Annotated in this window: 13 protein-coding genes; 8 read left to right on the plus strand and 5 right to left on the minus strand. The window is 47.6% G+C overall.

The window, feature by feature from the left end; genetic code table 11:
• Positions 1 to 5: 5 nt before the first annotated feature.
• From PY479_RS13515 to PY479_RS13550, 8 genes are all read left to right on the plus strand, one after another.
• A complete protein-coding gene (locus tag PY479_RS13515) occupies positions 6 to 224 on the plus strand; it encodes a DUF2835 domain-containing protein (protein WP_212593604.1) in 219 nt (72 codons plus the stop codon).
• A 494-nt stretch (positions 225 to 718) separates the two neighbouring features.
• On the plus strand, positions 719 to 2758 hold the full coding sequence (locus PY479_RS13520) for a DUF1302 domain-containing protein (RefSeq protein WP_275484094.1): 2040 nt from the start codon (positions 719 to 721) through the stop codon (positions 2756 to 2758).
• Between the two features lie 14 nt (positions 2759 to 2772).
• On the plus strand, positions 2773 to 4134 hold the full coding sequence (locus PY479_RS13525; protein ID WP_212593602.1) for a DUF1329 domain-containing protein: 1362 nt from the start codon (positions 2773 to 2775) through the stop codon (positions 4132 to 4134).
• Between the two features lie 44 nt (positions 4135 to 4178).
• Entirely contained in the window at positions 4179 to 5198 is a 1020-nt protein-coding gene (locus PY479_RS13530; RefSeq protein WP_275484095.1) for a YCF48-related protein, read from the plus strand.
• 12 nt (positions 5199 to 5210) lie between these two features.
• Positions 5211 to 7526: an MMPL family transporter gene (locus PY479_RS13535; RefSeq protein WP_275484096.1), complete on the plus strand. Its 2316-nt coding sequence runs from the start codon at positions 5211 to 5213 to the stop codon at positions 7524 to 7526.
• 249 nt (positions 7527 to 7775) lie between these two features.
• A complete protein-coding gene (locus tag PY479_RS13540; RefSeq protein WP_275484097.1) occupies positions 7776 to 12623 on the plus strand; it encodes an NAD-glutamate dehydrogenase in 4848 nt (1615 codons plus the stop codon).
• A gap of 61 nt (positions 12624 to 12684) precedes the next feature.
• Positions 12685 to 13713, plus strand: a complete 1029-nt coding sequence (gene pyrD, locus PY479_RS13545; RefSeq protein WP_212593598.1) for a quinone-dependent dihydroorotate dehydrogenase — start codon at positions 12685 to 12687, stop codon at positions 13711 to 13713.
• 192 nt (positions 13714 to 13905) lie between these two features.
• Positions 13906 to 14439, plus strand: coding sequence for a cell division protein ZapC (locus tag PY479_RS13550; RefSeq protein WP_212593597.1), 534 nt, complete (start codon positions 13906 to 13908; stop codon positions 14437 to 14439).
• A gap of 62 nt (positions 14440 to 14501) precedes the next feature.
• On the opposite strand, the gene hisIE is transcribed toward PY479_RS13550, so the two are convergent.
• The 5 genes from hisIE to hisB are packed head-to-tail and all read right to left on the minus strand — an operon-like array spanning position 14502 to position 18392.
• Positions 14502 to 15158 (minus strand): bifunctional phosphoribosyl-AMP cyclohydrolase/phosphoribosyl-ATP diphosphatase HisIE, encoded by a 657-nt coding sequence (hisIE, locus tag PY479_RS13555; protein ID WP_275484098.1) that lies wholly within the window; start codon positions 15156 to 15158, stop codon positions 14502 to 14504.
• Between the two features lie 12 nt (positions 15159 to 15170).
• A complete protein-coding gene (gene hisF, locus PY479_RS13560) occupies positions 15171 to 15962 on the minus strand; it encodes an imidazole glycerol phosphate synthase subunit HisF (protein WP_212593596.1) in 792 nt (263 codons plus the stop codon).
• The gene (gene hisA, locus PY479_RS13565; protein WP_212593595.1) at positions 15944 to 16681 is read right to left on the minus strand and encodes a 1-(5-phosphoribosyl)-5-[(5-phosphoribosylamino)methylideneamino]imidazole-4-carboxamide isomerase; all 738 of its coding nucleotides are present in this window, start codon (positions 16679 to 16681) and stop codon (positions 15944 to 15946) included. Before hisA ends, hisF begins: the two co-directional genes overlap by 19 nt.
• Positions 16678 to 17325 carry an imidazole glycerol phosphate synthase subunit HisH gene (gene hisH, locus PY479_RS13570; RefSeq protein WP_275484099.1) on the minus strand — a complete coding sequence of 216 codons (648 nt, stop codon included), beginning with the start codon at positions 17323 to 17325 and terminating at the stop codon, positions 16678 to 16680. The genes hisA and hisH overlap by 4 nt, the downstream gene beginning before the upstream one ends.
• Entirely contained in the window at positions 17325 to 18392 is a 1068-nt protein-coding gene (gene hisB, locus PY479_RS13575) for a bifunctional histidinol-phosphatase/imidazoleglycerol-phosphate dehydratase HisB (RefSeq protein WP_275484100.1), read from the minus strand. The genes hisH and hisB overlap by 1 nt, the downstream gene beginning before the upstream one ends.
• Positions 18393 to 18428 lie beyond the last annotated feature (36 nt).

Here is an 18428-nt window from a genome sequence, read left to right on the forward strand (position 1 = left end):
TGGTGATGGACTTTTATTTCAGTCTAAATCTGAGTTTTGAACAGTTTAAGCCGTATTACCAGGGGATTGCAGAAGCCGTACAGGTGCGTGATGTTAATGGTAAGATCCTGCAAATCAATGGCCGGCATTTCAGACAGTTCCTGACTTCAGAGGGAGTGCATGGACAGTTCCGATTGACTATTGATAGTCAGGGGCATTTCCAATCAATTAAGCGCGTCAATTAAACGTAATACGTTAATCAATGGCCCCTGATATGTTTCCTCAGGGGCCTTTTTTATGCCTTAAGAATATTGCAGCCGTCATCGTAGGTACGACAAAAAGACGATTAACAGAACAAGTTTCTTAAAAAATTCATATTTAATTAAGTATTTGAGTTGAAGACGGATAAATTTTTTAGCGTGGCATAAATAATATAGAGTAAATACTTAAAACGTTTGAATGACAACCATAATAAGTATTATTGTGTGGTTTAAATTTTAAGCCTTTAAATATCATTTAGTTATATTAGATTTAAATTTGTCAGACCAATTTACATCATAAAAATTCAAAAATTTCACCCCTCAATCACCACTTGAAATGCGCATAAGTGCCCAAAAAGTCTAATATTTTGTGGCTTGCGGCGCTGCTCCAATTGTTGTAACTCTAATGTTATCTGTCGGTTCACTAGATGTTGATTTTTATTTTAAGCAACGCACCTGGCAGTGACGGAGAAGCTAACATGACGATTAAAAAAACGTTCAAAATGTCGATGGTCACTTTGGGGGTGGTATCGGCACTGAATGTGGGGCTGATCTCCTCGGTTAAAGCCGTGTCTTTTAATTGGGGTGAAATTGAAGGTTCATTTGATTCAACTTGGACTATTGGCGCTAGTTGGCGGGTTGCTGATCGTGATTGGAATGGCCAAATCGGTAAGGTCAACCACCCGCAATTTGATTGGAGTGGTTATTCTGCTTTTGGTAATACCCGTTATACCGCCGCTGAGATCTGGGCACAGCCAGGGTCTTATTCCAGCAATAATGACATGAGTAATTTGCTTTACGCTCAGGGCGATACCACGTCAGAAATTTTCAAAGGATTGCACGAACTGCAACTTAAGTATCGCAATTATGGGGTATTTGTCCGTGGAATGTATTTTTATGACCGTAAACTTAATAACGGCGATTTTGGCTACACCAATCCATTAACTGGCAAAGAATATGATCCCTGTGCAGATAAGCGCGCAAGTGAAGTGCAGTGTAAGGATATCCGCCTATTAGATGCCTTTGTTTATGCGAATTTTGATCTGAACCAAGGTGCTAATCCACTCGCCATTAGGGTAGGGCAACAGGTGGTTTCGTGGGGCGAAAGTACGCTGATCTCACACGGAATTGCGGAAATTAATCCGGTAGATTTGAACATCCTCTACGTTCCTGGCGCGGAGCTGAAAGAAGCTTTTCGACCACAAGGCATGATATGGGCATCTTTAGGTGTGACCGAAAATTTGTCGGTAGAAGCTTTTTACCAATATGACTGGGAGCCTATCTGGGTGCCTGCGCCAGGGTCAATTTTCGCGACCAACGACTTTGTCGGGTATGGCGGATATTCGCAAAATGCCCAGTTAGGGTTTAATGCAAATCCTGATATCAATCTCGACGTTTTAGAGCAGGAATACAGCGACTTGGCTAATCTGTTAGCCAGTGGCGCATCTGTGCCGACGGCGACATTGGTGCAGATGGCGTTGGCCTATCCAACGAAAGTGACACTCGTGCAGGACGCAGCGAAACCTAGAGATAGCGGCCAATATGGATTGAAGGCCAGTTATTACGCGCCTGAATTGGGTGAAACCGAATTTGGCTTTTACTTTATGAATTACCATAGTCGGCGTCCCCTTATCAGTGGTACGGCGGCTAATTTCACCACATCTGCGTTATTAAGTGATTTAACCGTGCTGGCACAAAACGCTGGGGAAATAAATCGACAACTGTTGTTGAGCTTGCAGAGCTTTTCTAAAGCCCAAGTCGTTTATCCGGAAGATATCAAACTTTATGGCTTTAGTTTTAACACCTTAGTCGGTGACACTTCGGTTGCCGGTGAAATTGCCTTGCGTAAGGATGAGCCGTTGCAGATCGATGATGTGGAACTGCTGTTTGCGGGGATGCCGCAACAGTTAGCTAATGCTGGCATCCGACCAGATCTTGATGGGATTTCGCAGCTGGATACTGTCGCTCCCGGAGAAACGGTGGATGGCTATATCCGCCGTGATACCACTCAAGCACAGGTGACGCTGACTCACCTGTTCGGTCCAACCCTGGGGTTCGATAACCTCACTATGCTCGCTGAGGTAGGCGGCGTTTGGATTAGTAATATGCCCGGCTTTGACGAGCTGCGATTGAATGGACCCGGTACCAGTCGCAGTGGTGGCAATCCCGAGATGACGGGGATTATTCAAGCGTTGCAAGACGGACCTGAGACCAATCCTTTCCCAACGGCATTTGCCTGGGGTTATCGCCTGGTGGCAAAAGCTGATCTGAATAATCTTTACGGTGGCATTAACATTTCTCCACGGATCATTTTTTCTCATGATGTGAATGGGATAACCCCCGATCCGTTATTCCTGTTTACCGAAGGCCGTAAGTCCGTAGCGCTCGGTGTCAGTTTCGATTATCAGAGTCGTTGGGGCGCGGAACTGTCTTATAACAATTTCTTTGGTGGTGTGGGAACTACCAATGCGATGGCTGACCGTGATTACATTTCGTTCAGTATTAAGTACTCATTGTAATGAGGACCGACAAAATGAAAACGATTATACAAGCATCGACTGTAGTGATGATGTTGTTGGGGAATAGCGCACTGGCGCAAGTGTCAGACCTCGATGCGGCAAGGCTCGGTAAGGATTTAACGCCATTAGGTGCCGAAATGACCGGAAGTAAAGATGGCAGCATCCCCGCCTGGAACAGTGGCATTACCACACCGCCAAAAAGTTATCAGAAAGGCATGCATCATCCAGATCCTTTTGCTGCAGATAAGCCTTTGTATACCATAACAAAGGCTAATTTTGCGCAATACAAAGAATTATTAAGTCCCGGTCAGCAAAAATTATTTGAACTCTATCCTGACAGCTTCAAGATGCATGTCTATCAGACGCGTCGTACCGCTTCTGTTCCGCAATATATCTATGATGCCACCCGAGCCAATGCCACTACTGCCAAGCTGGTTGCCGGTGGAAATGGTGTCGACGGTGCGGCCAAAGGTATCCCATTCCCAATACCTGCCAATGGACTTGAAGCGATCTGGAATCACATCCTGCGTTTTCGTGGCGTTGATATAACCACCCATCGCGGTCAGGCCGCTCCTACGGCCTCTGGCGATTTCACCTTAGTGGAAATGGAGGAGGAGATCCGCTTCGAATATTCGCGTCCTGAAGAAACGCTGGAGCAATTACGGAAAGACAACCTGATCTTCAGTTTCAAACAGGTGGTCACCCAGCCCGCACGTTTGGCCGGTACTGCACTGTTGGTGAAAGAAACCATGGACCAGGAAAAGGAACCAAGACAAGCCTGGACTTATAACACTGGGCAGCGCCGCGTACGCAAAGCCCCGAATGTCGCTTTTGACACACCGGGAACAGTCTCTGATGGTCTGCGTACGACCGACGATTTTGATATGTTTAACGGGTCTCCATCCCGTTATAACTGGGAACTGTTAGGTAAACAGGAGCTGTTGATCCCTTATAACGACTACCGTCTGCATTCAGACAAGCTGCAATACAGTGACATTCTTAAAAAAGGCCACATCAATCCCGATGTTGTGCGTTATGAAAAACATCGGGTATGGGTGGTAAAAGCGACGCTTAAAGCAGGCATGCGCCACATATATAAAACACGAGTGTTCTATCTCGATGAAGACTCGTGGCAGATATCTGTTGCCGATCTCTATGACAACCGCGATCAGCTATACCGAGTAGCGCAGGCGCACGCCATTAACTATTACGAAGTGCCCGTATTGTGGAGCACGTTGGAGGTTTATCACGACTTACAGTCACGCCGTTATCTGGCACTTGGATTAGACAATCAATCACCCATGTATGACTTTGACGCTAAGTTGACGGAAGCAAATTTCACTCCAGCATCTTTGCGTCGTGAGGGCATTCGCTAACAACTCAGTGGGCAGATAACGCCCATATAACACAAGGTTTATAGATGAAGTACGCCAAGCTGTTGTGTACCGTTTGTGCAATTTTGTCTGTGCCCACGTTCAGTGCGCAGTCATCGGAAGCGCCATCGGTGATAACCAGTCAGATCCAGCCATTAGCGGCACGATCATTGGTTTTGGATATCGCCACCGCTGGCGAGCAGCTGGTTGCCGTGGGTGAACGTGGTCATATTCTACGATTGATGTCAGATAATCATTGGCAACAGGTGGTAACACCCAGTCGCAATTTATTGACGCGGGTGCGGTTTCTGGATAGTCAGAACGGCTGGGCGGTAGGACATGATGCTTCCATTTTACACACTCGGGACGGTGGCCTTAGTTGGCAACTGCAATATCATTCTGAAGCATTAGCCAGACCTTTATTTGATATGTATTTCAATGACATAAAAAATGGCATCGCAGTCGGGGCTTATGGTTTATTGTTGCGAACCCGTGATGGTGGAAAACACTGGAGTCGCGAGTTCCATGATGAGTTGCTGCTTGAGGATGATCGGACATATCTGCTGCAGCTTAAAACCGATGATCCAGCTGCCTATCAGCAAGAGTCAGATTCTATTCTGCCACATTTTAATCGCTTATTACCGTTGAGTGATGGACGGTTACTACTGCTTGGTGAGATGGGCTTGGTGGCGATTAGTCACGATTTTGGCAATCACTGGCAACGATTACCCTTTGACTATCAGGGGTCTTTGTTTGCCGCTCAGGAGTATAACGGTCGGGTCTATGTCGCGGGTTTGCGCGGTAACGTATTTGTTAGCGATTTAACACTGCAACAGTGGCAACCATTAGCGTTACCTCAAAGCGCGACCATCAATGGTATGGCCTTGATAGCTGGCCATTTATGGCTGATGGGGAATAGTGGTGTACTGATAAAGCTTCGTGCGGATAATCGTGCCAGTTTGGAACAACAACTGAAAGGGGAAAATCTGCTGACACTGGCGGCAGATCGTTCAGGCAACCTTTGGCTTGCTGGTACTAAAGGGTTACAGCCCATAACATTAAAATAACGGGTGTTGAATATGTTGGAAAAACTGGTCAATGGCCTGGAAAGCTTTCTGTTTCGACACCGGATATGGGGCGTGGTGTTTTTTGTGCTTTGCACAGGGTTATTAGGCTGGCAAGCCAGTTTGTTACGTATGGATGCCGCTTTTGTTAAAAATATTCCACTAGCGCACCCATACATGCAAACCTACCTGAAGCACCAAGCCCAGTTTGGTGGGGCAAATTCCATTATGGTCGCGGTGGAGGATGCTGGCGGCGATATCTTCAATCCTCAATTTTTTAACACACTCAAAGAAGTGCATGATCAGTTGTTCTTCATCCCCGGAGTTGATCGTTCACAAGTCAAATCCCTGTATTCTCCCTCTACGCGTTTTACTGAAGTGGTAGAAGACGGATTTTCTGGTGGTCCGGTGATCCCGGCAGACTTCAATACCAGTTCAGCTGGATTGCAGAAAGTTCGCGAAAATATTGAGAAAGCTGGCATTGTTGGACGACTGGTCGCCAGTGATTATTCGGCTGCCATGATCAGCGCGCAACTGCTGGATTTTGATCCGCAAACCGGTGAGCCACTGGATACTTTGGCATTTGCCAATGAGCTGGAAAAGCAATTACGTGACCAATACCAGAACGAGCACATTCGCATTCACATTATTGGTTTTGCGAAAATGGCGGGCGATATTGCGGATGGTGCTCGCGGCGTAGTGCTGTTTTTTGTCATGGCATTATTGGTGACCGCTGCCATGGTTTATCTGTTCAGTCGCTCACTATTACTGACAATACTGCCACTGACGTGCAGTCTGGTTGCAGTGGTGTGGCAGCTCGGATTACTCAAACTGGTTGGTTTTGGGCTGGATCCCATGTCAATCCTGGTGCCATTTCTAGTATTTGCCATTGGTGTGAGTCATGGGGTTCAGATGATCAATGCTGTTCGCCAGCGGGTCAGTCAGGGGATGAGCAGTAAGCAGGCTTCAGCGGCAGCATTTCGCGCGTTGCTGGTGCCTGGTGGTGTGGCATTGCTATCGGACACTATCGGCTTTATGACGCTGTTAACAATCGACATTGGTATTATCCGTGAATTGGCGATCTCGGCATCGTTGGGCGTGGGCGTGATAATTTTAACCAATCTTGTCTTACTGCCCTTAGTCATCTCATTTGTGCATTTACCGGTAAAATCTACCACTCAAGCCCGCTCGACCGCGATCTGGCGCTATTTCGCAAAGTTGGCGTCGTTGCGCTACGCCTGGGTAATTATCGCAGTGACCGTGGTACTTTATGGGTTAGGGCTGACCCAGGCAACCCAGATGAAAATCGGCGATCTGCAACGCGGGGCGCCGGCGCTGCATGAATCATCTCGCTATAACCAAGACACCTTTTTTATTACTGATCACTTTGCGATTACTACTGATGTGATGACTGTCATTGTGGAGGCGTTTCCAGAGGCTTGTACTTACCATGATGTGTTGCAGCGCATTGACGATTTTGAGTGGTTAGCACGCAATACCTCGGGAGTGGAATTTACTGCCAGTATCAGTTCGGTCGCCCGTCAGGTAAACGCGGGGTTTAACGAAGGTAATCCTCGCTGGTTAGTGTTGCCACGAGACTCAGCTAGCTTGGCGCAATTAGTCTCACAGATCCCGACCTCCAGTGGTTTGCTTGATGGGAATTGTTCAGTGATGCCGGTGTATCTGTTTCTCCGTGATCACAAGGCTCAAACCATTGGTGTTGTCATAGATAAAGTGAAACATCTTGCGACAGCCTTGGATACCGAACAGGTGAAATTTCGATTGGCCTCCGGTCCCGTGGGGGTCATGGCTGCAACCAATGAAGCGGTAGCGTCAGCGCAAATGCCAATGATGTTGTATGTCTATGGTGCGGTGTTCATTTTATGTTTGCTGAGTTTTCGTTCTCTGCGCGCCACGTTGGCAGTGATTATTCCACTCTATGTGGTTTCCACATTAGCGCAGGCGCTGATGACATTGTTAAATATTGGTCTGACCGTGAGTACCTTACCGGTTATTGCCCTAGGCGTGGGTATTGGTGTGGATTACGGGATTTATATCTTATCAATCATGGCGCAAAAACTGCGTGACGGTATGGCGGTGCAGCAGGCTTATCTGGAAGCGCTTTGTGAACGGGGGAATGCGGTTGTTTTTACTGGACTGACCTTAGCCGTTGGCGTCAGTACCTGGTTTTTTTCAGCACTGAAATTTCAGGTGGATATGGGGGTAATGCTGACGTTCATGTTTTTAGTCAATATGCTCGGTGCAATTATCATTTTGCCAGCATTGGCCGCCGTTTTCTGGCCTAAACACAAAAGTTTTACTAAACAATAAAGGCATGTTTAATAGCTTTACGTGAATAGTTTTTCAACTTTAGCAGATAAATGGGCAAAACACTGTTTTTGGGCGCCGCAACAATGGCTAACTCCCTTATATAACACTAAAATTTTCCTCGAAATACGAGGTGTTTAGTAATAAACTTCGCGCCTAGACCTAGGTCACAATTTTGGGTGATCCAGGTCGCTCGCAGAAGCACCCTAAATACAAAAAAGCGCAGCTATAGACGCTTAAGGAAATATCATCATGGCTTTGAAAGACTCAATGCCCTCAGTGTTACTGGAGAATGTAGTTAATCTCATTCACTCCAAAGTTCCAAAAGCCCAAGCTCTTCAGGTAGAGCAATTTGCTACCTGTCTGTATGCCCACATGTCGAAAGACGATTTGCTCGCCCGTACTGATAGTGATCTTTATGGGGCTATTTTGAGTTTGTGGAATTCGCTGTCTAACACCTCTGTTGGACAGACTCACCTGAAAGTTTTTAACCCCACCCAAGCCAAGCACGGCTGGCAATCGTCCCACACAATTATCGAAATTGTGCAGCCTGACATGCCGTTTTTGGTTGATTCATTAGGGATGGCGTTGAAACGCCTCAGTATCACTTCTCATATGATGCTGCACACCCCTCTGGCAATTGAACGAAAAAAAGATCAGATCACTGGTGTCACTCGTGTTAAAGGCAGTCGTGAAGACTCTGATAAAGTGGCAGTGTTCCTGATAGAAATTGACCGTCAGAGCAGTGAAAAAGATATCAAGCATCTAGAAAAAGAGATCGAAATTGTGCTTCATGATGTCTCTGCTGCGGTAAAAGACTGGCAGCCGATGACAGAAAAGCTCGCTAATATCATCGCTGAGCTGCCAAAACGGCCATTCCCCGGCGATGCTAAAGAGCTCGAAGAAGCGGTTAATTACCTGAGTTATCTCAACGATCATCATTTCACGTTGTTGGGTTACCGTTTCTATGAATTGCGCCGAGTTGCTGGTGATGTCGAGTTAGTCCCTGATATGACCTCCAGCCTGGGGTTGATGAGCAAACCTGGGAAAGAACAACCAGAACACGGTTTGATGCTGTCATCCTTATCAGAAACGGCCCGCCGTGAAGCCCTTAATAGTTCGTTATTGGTGTTGACCAAGGGCTCAGCCAAGAGCCGAGTGCATCGCCCTGCCTACGTGGACTACATCGGCATCAAGCGTTTTGATAAGCAAGGCAATGTTATCGGTGAAGATCGCTTTGTGGGTTTGTACGTTTCCAATGTGTACAACCGGAGTCCGCGCTCTATTCCGCTGTTGGCTGACAAGGTGCAGCGGATTATGGACCTTTCTGGACTAGGCCCGCGTTCTCATGATTACAAGACCTTGCTGAATATCCTTGAAAATTTGCCGCGCGATGAAATTATTCAGGCATCTGTGGAAGATTTGGCAAGTGTTGCACATGGCGTGCTGGAGATGCAGGACCGTGACAAACTGAAACTGTTTGTCCGTAAAGATGCCTTTGGACGTTTTCTCTCCTGCCTGGTTTATGTCTCCAAAGACAGATACAACACTAAGCTCAGACAGGATACTCAGCGTATTTTAGCGCAAACCTTTAAGAGTAATGAGGAAGTAGAATTCACTACTTATTTCTCCGAATCATCTTTATGTCGGACTCATTACATCGTGAAAGTAGACAATAACAATGATGTGGATGTAGACGTGGCTGCTATAGAAAACAACCTAATCGAAGCCGCCCGTTCCTGGGACGACAAACTTGCAAATGCTCTGGTCAGTGCCATTGGCGAAGAACAGGGTAACCGTTACTTTAAACGCTATGATTCCGCTTTCCCGCAAAGCTACAAGGGCGATGTGCTGCCTACCTCCGCGGTAGTTGATATTCGTCAGTTGGAAGCGTTAGATGATGAACACAAACTTGGCATGCTGTTTTATCAACCACAGGAAGCGGAAGTTAACAGTAGCACTGTGCGTCTGAAATTGTTCCACAAAGACGAGCCGATCCCGTTATCAGATGTATTGCCGATGTTGGAAAACTTTGGTTTGCGGGTGATCAACGAACGTCCTTACGAAGTAGCAACCACCGATAGCAAGACTTTCTGGATCCTCGACTTCCTGATGACGGTGCAGCGGTCAGCTTCTGAAGATCTGACTGATAGTCAGGACCGCTTTCAAAATGCGCTGTCGCTGGTATGGCAGAAGAAACTGGAAGATGACGGCTTCAACCGTTTGGTGTTAGCTACCGGCCTGTCTGGTCGCGAAGTCTCGATTTTGCGTGCCTATGCCAAATATATGCGTCAGATTGACGCCACTTTCAGTCAGGCATATATCGAAGAGACATTCAGCCGTTACCCTCAGATTGCTGACTCGCTGGTGAAAATGTTCATCCGTAAGTTCAATCCGAAGCTGAAAACCCGCACTACCAGTAAGTTTGAAGAGCAGATTGCGCTGCGCTTAGAAGACGTGGCAAGCCTGGACGATGATCGTATTATTCGTCGTTATCTGGCACTGATTAATGCCACCGTACGAACTAACTTCTATCAGCTCGATGCTGCGGGAGAGTCAAAGGATTATATCTCCTTTAAGTTCTCTCCAGATTTGATCCCTGAAATGCCAAAACCGCTGCCTAAGTACGAAATTTTCGTTTATAGCCCGCGGGTTGAAGGGGTGCATCTGCGTGGTGGGCGCGTTGCCCGTGGCGGCCTGCGCTGGTCCGATCGTCGTGAAGACTTCCGTACTGAAGTCCTCGGTCTGGTGAAAGCCCAGCAGGTGAAAAACACCGTAATCGTGCCTGTGGGTGCCAAAGGTGGTTTTGTCTGCAAGCAGATGCCTACCGACGGTGGCCGTGAAGCCGTGTTCCAAGAAGGTCAGGCATGTTACCGGATCTTCATCCACGGTCTGCTGGATATTACTGATAACATCGTCAATAAAGAGGTGGTTCCGCCTGTTGACGTAGTGCGCCACGATGATGATGACCCTTATCTGGTAGTCGCCGCCGATAAAGGTACCGCAACCTTCTCCGATATCGCTAATGCGATTTCGCTGGAATATAACTTCTGGCTGGGAGATGCCTTTGCTTCTGGTGGTTCTAATGGTTACGACCATAAGAAAATGGGGATCACCGCTAAGGGTGCCTGGGAATCTGTTAAACGGCATTTCCGCGAAGTGGGCATTGATTGCCAGACTAGCGATTTCACCTGCGTCGGTATTGGTGATATGGCGGGAGACGTGTTTGGTAACGGTATGTTGTTATCTGAACACACTCGCTTGCAGGCGGCGTTCAACCACATGCACATCTTTATCGACCCGACACCGGATGCGGCGAAAAGCTTCGTGGAACGGCAACGGCTGTTCGATCTGCCGCGCTCCACTTGGGATGACTACAATCGTAAGTTGATCTCCAAGGGCGGTGGTATTTTCCTCAGAAGTGCTAAAGCCATCAATCTGACCCCAGAAATGAAAACTATGCTGGCGACAGATAAAGCATCCATGACTCCAAGCGAACTCATCAAAGAGTTGCTGAAAATGCCAGTGGATCTGTTATGGAATGGTGGTATCGGTACTTATGTAAAATCCAGCCATGAAACCAATGCAGATGTTGGTGACCGTGCAAACGATGCGTTGCGGGTTAATGGTGCTGATGTTCGGGCAAAGATCATCGGTGAAGGCGGTAACCTCGGCTGTACCCAATTGGGTCGTATCGAATACGCCGCCAATGGTGGTCGCATGAATACCGACTTTGTGGACAACGTTGGTGGCGTGGATTGTTCCGATAACGAAGTTAACATCAAGATCCTGCTTAACAGCCTGGTAGCAGAAGGGGATCTGACGGTTAAACAACGTAACAGCCTGCTGGAACAAATGACGGACGAAGTGGCTGATATCGTGATTCAGGATTGTGAACAGCAGACTCGCACCTTGTCGGTTACACAGGTACATGCGGCTGAGCAGCTGAAAGAGCATATCCGCTTCATTCATTACTTGGAAAAAGAAGGCAAGCTTGACCGTGCGCTGGAGTTCCTGCCATCTGAAGAGGAACTGACTGAGCGACTGGCCAACAACCGTGGCCTAACTCGTCCAGAGCTGTCTGTGCTGGTGGCTTACAGTAAAATGTTGCTTAAAGAGCAGTTGGTTACACCGGAAGTGACCGAGGACTCTTGGTTGAGTCAGTTACTGGTGGCGTATTTCCCACAGAAACTGCAGAAACTGTATGCCGACAAGATGGGCACTCATCCGCTGCGTGGTGAGATCATCGCTACCTCACTTGCCAATGAACTCGTCAACGAAATGGGCATGAATTTCATTCAGCGTATGCAGGATGAGACTGGTGCCTCAGTTGCAGAATCTGCCATCTGTTACGCTATGGCTAGAGAAATATTCGGTATGGGTGAATTAATTCAGGCGATTGATGACCTGAATGGCGTGGTTCCGGCCGTGGTGCAAAGTGAAATGTTGCATCAGTTACGTCGTAACATGCGTCGCTCAACCCGCTGGTTATTACGTAACCGTAACCGCAATCTGAATGTTGAACAGAATGTTGCTTTCTTCAAACCTGTGTTTGAAGATCTGCGCGATAATCTTCACCATTACCTCCAGGAAGGTGAATGGCAGGGCATTGCTGACGAAATCGCAGCGCTGGAGCGCGAAGCGGTACCCACAGCAGTAGCGAGTTTGGTGGGTAAGATGAGCACACTGTTCTGTACTCTGGACATTGCGCAGATAGTACAGCAGCAGAACAAAACTGTTGCGCTGGTTGCTGAGACTTATTACAAGCTTGGCGCGCGCATTGAATTGCACTGGTTCCTGGAACAGATTAATGCTCAGCCTGCGTCTAACCATTGGCAGGTCTTGGCTAGGGCGGCGTTCCGCGAAGATCTGGACTGGCAGCAACGTTCACTCAGTTCTGTCGTTCTGAGAAGTTGTGCGACTGAATGCGATGCAGAAGTGGTGATCGCCCAGTGGATTGAAGGTCATCAGCTGTTGCTGGAACGTTGGTTCCTGATGCTGGCTGACTTCAAAACATCAGGTGTTCATGAGTTCGCCAAGTTCTCTGTGGCACTGCGTGAACTGAACCTGCTGATTTTGCATTGTGAAGGGCATGGTTAATATATAATAACAACAAGAGCCCTGGCATTTGCCGGGGCTTTTTTTAGGTCTAGGAGAACACATGTTTTATAAAATCGCGCAAAAGGTGATGTTTCAGATGGACCCGGAAGTGGCCCATAATTTCGCTATGACTGGCCTAAAGGCCTCTGCAAACAACCCTTTGAACTGTTTTTATGCCCAAGATATTGCGCCGGTTCCAGTGGAATTTATGGGCGTAACCTTTCCTAATCCAGTGGGACTGGCTGCCGGGATGGATAAAGACGGGGAAGCAATCGATGCTTTTGCTGCGATGGGATTTGGCCATATCGAGGTGGGAACCGTCACACCGAGGCCTCAGCCAGGTAATGATAAGCCGCGGTTGTTTCGTATTAAGCCTGCGAAAGCGATTATTAACCGTATGGGATTTAATAATAAAGGCGTCGATAATCTGGTTAAAAATTTACTGGCGCGTAAATCTAAAGCTGTGGTCGGGGTCAATATTGGTAAAAATAAAGACACCCCCGTCGAACAGGGCAAAGATGATTATTTGATCTGTATGGATAAAGTTTATCCATATGCAGACTATATTGCGGTTAATATTTCATCACCCAATACTCCCGGACTACGCACCATGCAATATGGTGAGTTGTTGGAAGATTTGTTAGCCAGTCTTAAAGAAAAGCAAAAAGCATTAGCTGACAAATATCAGAAATATGTTCCAGTAGCACTTAAAATTGCACCTGATTTATCTCAAGATGAAATTGAGAAAATAGCCGATGCACTGATCAGAAATAAGTTTGATGGCGTTATTGCGACGAATACAACATTAAGTCGTGATGGCGTGAGTGGCTTGGCTAATTCAAATGAAACAGGTGGCTTGAGCGGCAAGCCATTAAATGAGCTATCCACCAAGGTGATTAAACAACTGGCGGATTGCTTGCAAGGGCAGGTGCCAATACTTGGTTGTGGTGGCGTTATCTGTGCTGAAGATGCGATGGCCAAACTGGATGCGGGGGCACAATTAATTCAGATTTATTCTGGCTTTATTTATCAGGGACCAAAACTGATTAGAGATATTGTAGAAGCATATCGATCCAGAAATAAAAAATAAGATCGTAAAGAGCGATAATTGATCAAAAGGATCGCGTGGCGATCCTTTTTTATATCTACGATCTCACTTAATCTTTCGATCTTAAATATTTAATGTTGAAAAGTAGTGCAAAATATTTAAACTATATTTTGCTATTGGATAAAATATCATCTACTATCTTTCCATAATAATAAAAGTCGGTTGGACTACGCTATGTTATTAATGCCTGAAAGTTGCTGGCAATGGAAATATGATGACTCATATGGGGTCTTGGGTATAACCCTGGGCTCAGAGTTAGAATTTCTAACCCCTTACAAATCCAAGACGTTAATTCCAGATGCACTCAGTGAGTTCGAATTCAATGTGGACCATGCCAGATATTATATTGAATTACTGGATTGCCTGAGCAAGCGTTTGTCATTGCCTGATGCTTGCCTGGTTCAATTGGCATTGAATGCTACCGCCGCACGGTTTCTACAAAAGCCACAAATGCCGAAGTCCTGGTTTTTTGAAAGCAGTGATGTATGTGTCTATAGTGAAGCCGGTAAATTATTCAATGTGAAATGCCGTGGTGAACGTATTCTGGTATTGGTAATCGAGACAAATCTGCAAGCCTCTACCGTGATGATGTTGGATCAGGAATGCATGTTGAGTGACACGAAGTCGCTGCAAAAATTCGAGACCATCAAGGTTATGCACGATCGTTTGTTTGCGTTGCGAGCCCAACAACAGATAGTTGCGGCCTGAAAAAGCTGCTTGAATAGCAAAAAGGCGATCGCTGATAGATCGCCTTTGTCGTTTTTAGCGGGTTACTTGCCGGCTTTCTGGTGGCGTAACGCCAGATTAGCGTTGATGTCTGCCAATGACAGCTCCTGATCTTCCAACAGTACAAACAGGTGGTAGATCAGGTCAGAAGCTTCATTGACCAGTTCAAACTTGTCATGCGTCGCTGCCGCCAGTGCTGTTTCCAGGCCTTCTTCTCCTACCTTTTGTGAGATCCGCTTGGTGCCACGGGCAAACAGTGACGCGGTATAGCTGGTGGATGGATCGGCATTTTTGCGGCCGTGAATTAATTCTTGGAGTTGATGCATAAAAGGATGCACTTCGCCGTCCCAGCAGCTATCGGTGCCTTTATGGCAGGTAGGACCGGTCGGTACTGCCTGAACCAACAATGTGTCACGGTCGCAATCCATGGCAATGGATACCAGTTGCAGATGGTTACCTGAGGTTTCACCTTTCGTCCATAACCGTTGTTTACTGCGGCTGTAGAAGGTTACCAGGCCTTTAGCAAAGCTGGTCTGCAGTGCTTCCGGGTTCATATAGCCCAGCATCAGGACTTTTGCGGAGTGAAAATCCTGCACGATTGCAGGCACTAGACCCTGTTGTTTATCCCAATCCAGTTCATTCAGCAATGTCTGCTGCTGTTCTGGCGTCATGGTACAAGAGGGGGTTTCTGATTGAGTCATGTTACTTCCTGTTTATGCTTGCAGCGGTTGGTCATTGCGGATACAGATACCCGCGTTGCGCAAATACTGTTTCAATTCCGGGATCGGAATAATACCTTTATGGAACACACTGGCGGCTAATGCAGCATCGACACCGGCATCAATGAATACATCGCGAAAATGTTCCATTGCACCAGCACCACCGGAGGCGATTAATGGGACGTCACAAACGCTACGAACCTTGGATAGTTGGTTGATATCGTAGCCCTGACGTACGCCATCTTGATTCATCACATTAAGGACAATTTCGCCACAGCCTTGCTTCTGTGCTTCTTCCACCCAATCCAATGTGTACCACTGAGTGTCGCGGGTGGCGGCTTCATCTCCGGTAAACTGCTTCACTTTATAACTGTCGCTGGCAGCGTCATAGAAGGAGTCGATACCCACAACCACACACTGACGGCCAAATTCATCGTGTAAGCGCCGGATCAGACTGGGATCCGATAATGCCGGGGAGTTGATGGAGATTTTATCGGCGCCAAATGCCAGAATTTCCCGTGCTTGCTCAATGGAACGGATGCCTCCAGCGACACAAAAGGGGATATCAATCTGCTGTGCTACCCGGCTGACCCAGGATTTATCAACAGTACGATCGTGAGCACTGGCCGTAATATCATAAAACACCAGTTCATCAGCACCTTCAGCAGCGTAACGTTGTGCCAGCGGTACGATGTCACCAACAATTTCATGGTTACGAAATTGCACGCCCTTGACCACCTTACCGGCTTTGACATCCAGACAGGGAACTATGCGTTTGGCCAACATTGGATTGCCTCCGTGACGCTAAATTGTTGAGTGAGTAGCGCTTTGCCAATAATAATGCCACTGGCACCGCTGTCGCGAACCGCAGCAACGTCAGCCAGTGATGCAATACCGCCAGAGGCCTGCCACTGAATATTGGGATAGCTTTCGGCCAATTCGTGGTAGAGCGCATTATTCGCACCGGTCATGGTGCCATCTCGACTGATATCGGTTACCAATGCGTGTTTGAGACCGACAGGAGTGAATTCTGCCACTAAGGATTCCAACGTTTTCCCGCCGCCGCTTTGCCAGCCAGCAACGGCAACAACTTTAGTGCCATCTGTGTCGATATTGACATCCAGTGCCAGACAAATACGCTCCGCGCCAAATTCCGCAAACCATTGTTTGACTAATTCGGGCTGCTTAACGGCTAAGGAACCTATCACGACTCGATAGACTCCCGATTGCAGCAATTCTTTTACTTGCTCATGACTACGGATCCCGCCGCCCACTTGCAGTGGGGTCTGGAGTCCCGCCGCAAGTCGGGCAATCAGTGCTGTCTGGCGCTTTTGTGGATCTTTCGCACCGGTAAGATCTACCAGATGCAGTAATTTGGCACCCTGGCGCTCATAAGACTGCAATTGTTCAAGTGGGCTGTAATCAAATGTAGTCTGTTGGCCATAGTCGCCCTGATACAGGCGCACCACCTGACCATCAATCAGATCAATTGCCGGAATAATCATGCCGCACCTCCACTAAGACTTTCCTTGGTCATTTTCAGAAAGTTCTGCAGGATTCTGGCTCCAACGGCGGCACTTTTTTCTGGATGGAATTGCACGCCCATAAAATTACCATTGGCAATTGCCGCGCTAAACGGTTCGCCATACTCGCTGAGGGCGATGCTGTAATCGCTGACAGGCGCGCAAAATGAATGCACAAAATAGACAAAGTCACCTTCGCTGATGCCAGCAAATAACGGATGTGGTTGCTGATTTATGATTACGGGCGACAGCTGGTTCCACCCCATGTGGGGTGTGGGCAGTTGCTGGGTATCGAGTTCACGAACAGAGGTGGGAATTAAGCCCAGACACTGAGTGTCTTCGTCTTTTTCACCGCGCTCTGTGGAAAATTCAGTCATCAGTTGCATGCCCAGACAAACGCCAAGCACCGGTTGCGTCAGGCCCTGGATCACTTCCACCAGTTGTTTCTGGCGGATTGACTGCATCGCTGCCGGCGCACTACCCACGCCGGGCAGGATCACTCGGGTGGCTGCTTGGATCACCGCAGGATCATCGCTGACACTGACATCGGCACCCAAACGTTCAAACGCGAAACGCACTGAACTCAGATTGGCACATCCGGTATCGATAATGACAGTTTCGCTCATCACAAGACTCCTTTACTTGAGGGAAGTGCATCGCCTTCCACGCGAATGGCTTGTCTTAGTGCGCGGCCCAAAGCTTTAAATAAGGCTTCAACCTTATGATGTTCGTTATCGCCATCGCAACCAATATGCAGCGTACAGCGTAACCCGTCCGCAAAGGAGCGGAAAAAGTGCGGTACCATCTCAGTGGCCAGTTCGCCCACTTTGTCACGGTTGAATTCAGCGTTGAATTTAATAAAAGGTCGGCCAGAAAGGTCCAGTAAACATTCGCCACGGGCTTCATCCATCGGCAAGCTGAAACCAAAACGACCAATGCCGCGTTTGTCACCCAATGCCTGCCGTAGGGCATCGCCTAGTGCCAATCCGGTATCTTCCACACTGTGGTGGTCATCGATATGCAGATCGCCTTTAACCTGCACACTCAAACGGAAATTACCGTGGGTGGCAATCTGGTCCAACATGTGATCAAAAAAGCCGATCCCGGTATTGATGTCGTTGTGACCAGGGTTATCCAAATCGACAGTGACACGAATATCGGTTTCTCGCGTGGTTCGCACCACTTTGGCGGTGCGGTGGCGCGACAACAGCTCATCAGCAATCTGTTGCCAGCCTAATACGCCACGCTGATATTTGAAGCTTTTAAGGCCCATGGCATCAGCCAGTGCAATATCGGTTTCCCGATCACCAATCACGGCTGAGCGGGTAAAATCAATTTTACCGCCGGTGAGATAATCTTTTACCAAGCCCAGCTTGGGTTTACGGCAACTGCAGTTATCTCCGGGGAAATGTGGACAGATGAGCACATCATCGAATGCCACCCCCTGACTGTTGAAAATCTGCATCATCAGATTATGGGGGGCATCAAAATCTGCCTGAGGAAATGAATCTGTTCCCAGACCATCTTGATTGGACACCATCACCAGTTTAAAGCCAGCGTTCTGCAATTTGAGCAACGCCGGGATCACCTGTGGTTCAAACACCAACTTGTCAAGTCGGTCGAGTTGCTTATCTATGGCCGGCTCTTCCACCAGCGTACCGTCACGGTCAATAAAAAGTATCTTTTGGCTCATGGGCTTACCTTGTACCGGTTGTCCAGTATCTGTGTA

It is taken from the genome of Shewanella sp. A32 (assembly GCF_029167175.1).
GTDB lineage: Bacteria > Pseudomonadota > Gammaproteobacteria > Enterobacterales > Shewanellaceae > Shewanella > Shewanella yunxiaonensis.

Bases quoted from the DNA above. Each gene is read 5' to 3' on its own strand.
- PY479_RS13515 (WP_212593604.1), top strand. From the start codon at position 6: ATGGACTTTTATTTCAGTCTAAATCTGAGTTTTGAACAGTTTAAGCCG.
- PY479_RS13520 (WP_275484094.1), top strand. From the start codon at position 719: ATGACGATTAAAAAAACGTTCAAAATGTCGATGGTCACTTTGGGGGTG.
- PY479_RS13525 (WP_212593602.1), top strand. From the start codon at position 2,773: ATGAAAACGATTATACAAGCATCGACTGTAGTGATGATGTTGTTGGGG.
- PY479_RS13530 (WP_275484095.1), top strand. From the start codon at position 4,179: ATGAAGTACGCCAAGCTGTTGTGTACCGTTTGTGCAATTTTGTCTGTG.
- PY479_RS13535 (WP_275484096.1), top strand. From the start codon at position 5,211: ATGTTGGAAAAACTGGTCAATGGCCTGGAAAGCTTTCTGTTTCGACAC.
- PY479_RS13540 (WP_275484097.1), top strand. From the start codon at position 7,776: ATGGCTTTGAAAGACTCAATGCCCTCAGTGTTACTGGAGAATGTAGTT.
- pyrD (WP_212593598.1), top strand. From the start codon at position 12,685: ATGTTTTATAAAATCGCGCAAAAGGTGATGTTTCAGATGGACCCGGAA.
- PY479_RS13550 (WP_212593597.1), top strand. From the start codon at position 13,906: ATGTTATTAATGCCTGAAAGTTGCTGGCAATGGAAATATGATGACTCA.
- hisIE (WP_275484098.1), bottom strand. From the start codon at position 15,158: ATGACTCAATCAGAAACCCCCTCTTGTACCATGACGCCAGAACAGCAG.
- hisF (WP_212593596.1), bottom strand. From the start codon at position 15,962: ATGTTGGCCAAACGCATAGTTCCCTGTCTGGATGTCAAAGCCGGTAAG.
- hisA (WP_212593595.1), bottom strand. From the start codon at position 16,681: ATGATTATTCCGGCAATTGATCTGATTGATGGTCAGGTGGTGCGCCTG.
- hisH (WP_275484099.1), bottom strand. From the start codon at position 17,325: ATGAGCGAAACTGTCATTATCGATACCGGATGTGCCAATCTGAGTTCA.
- hisB (WP_275484100.1), bottom strand. From the start codon at position 18,392: ATGAGCCAAAAGATACTTTTTATTGACCGTGACGGTACGCTGGTGGAA.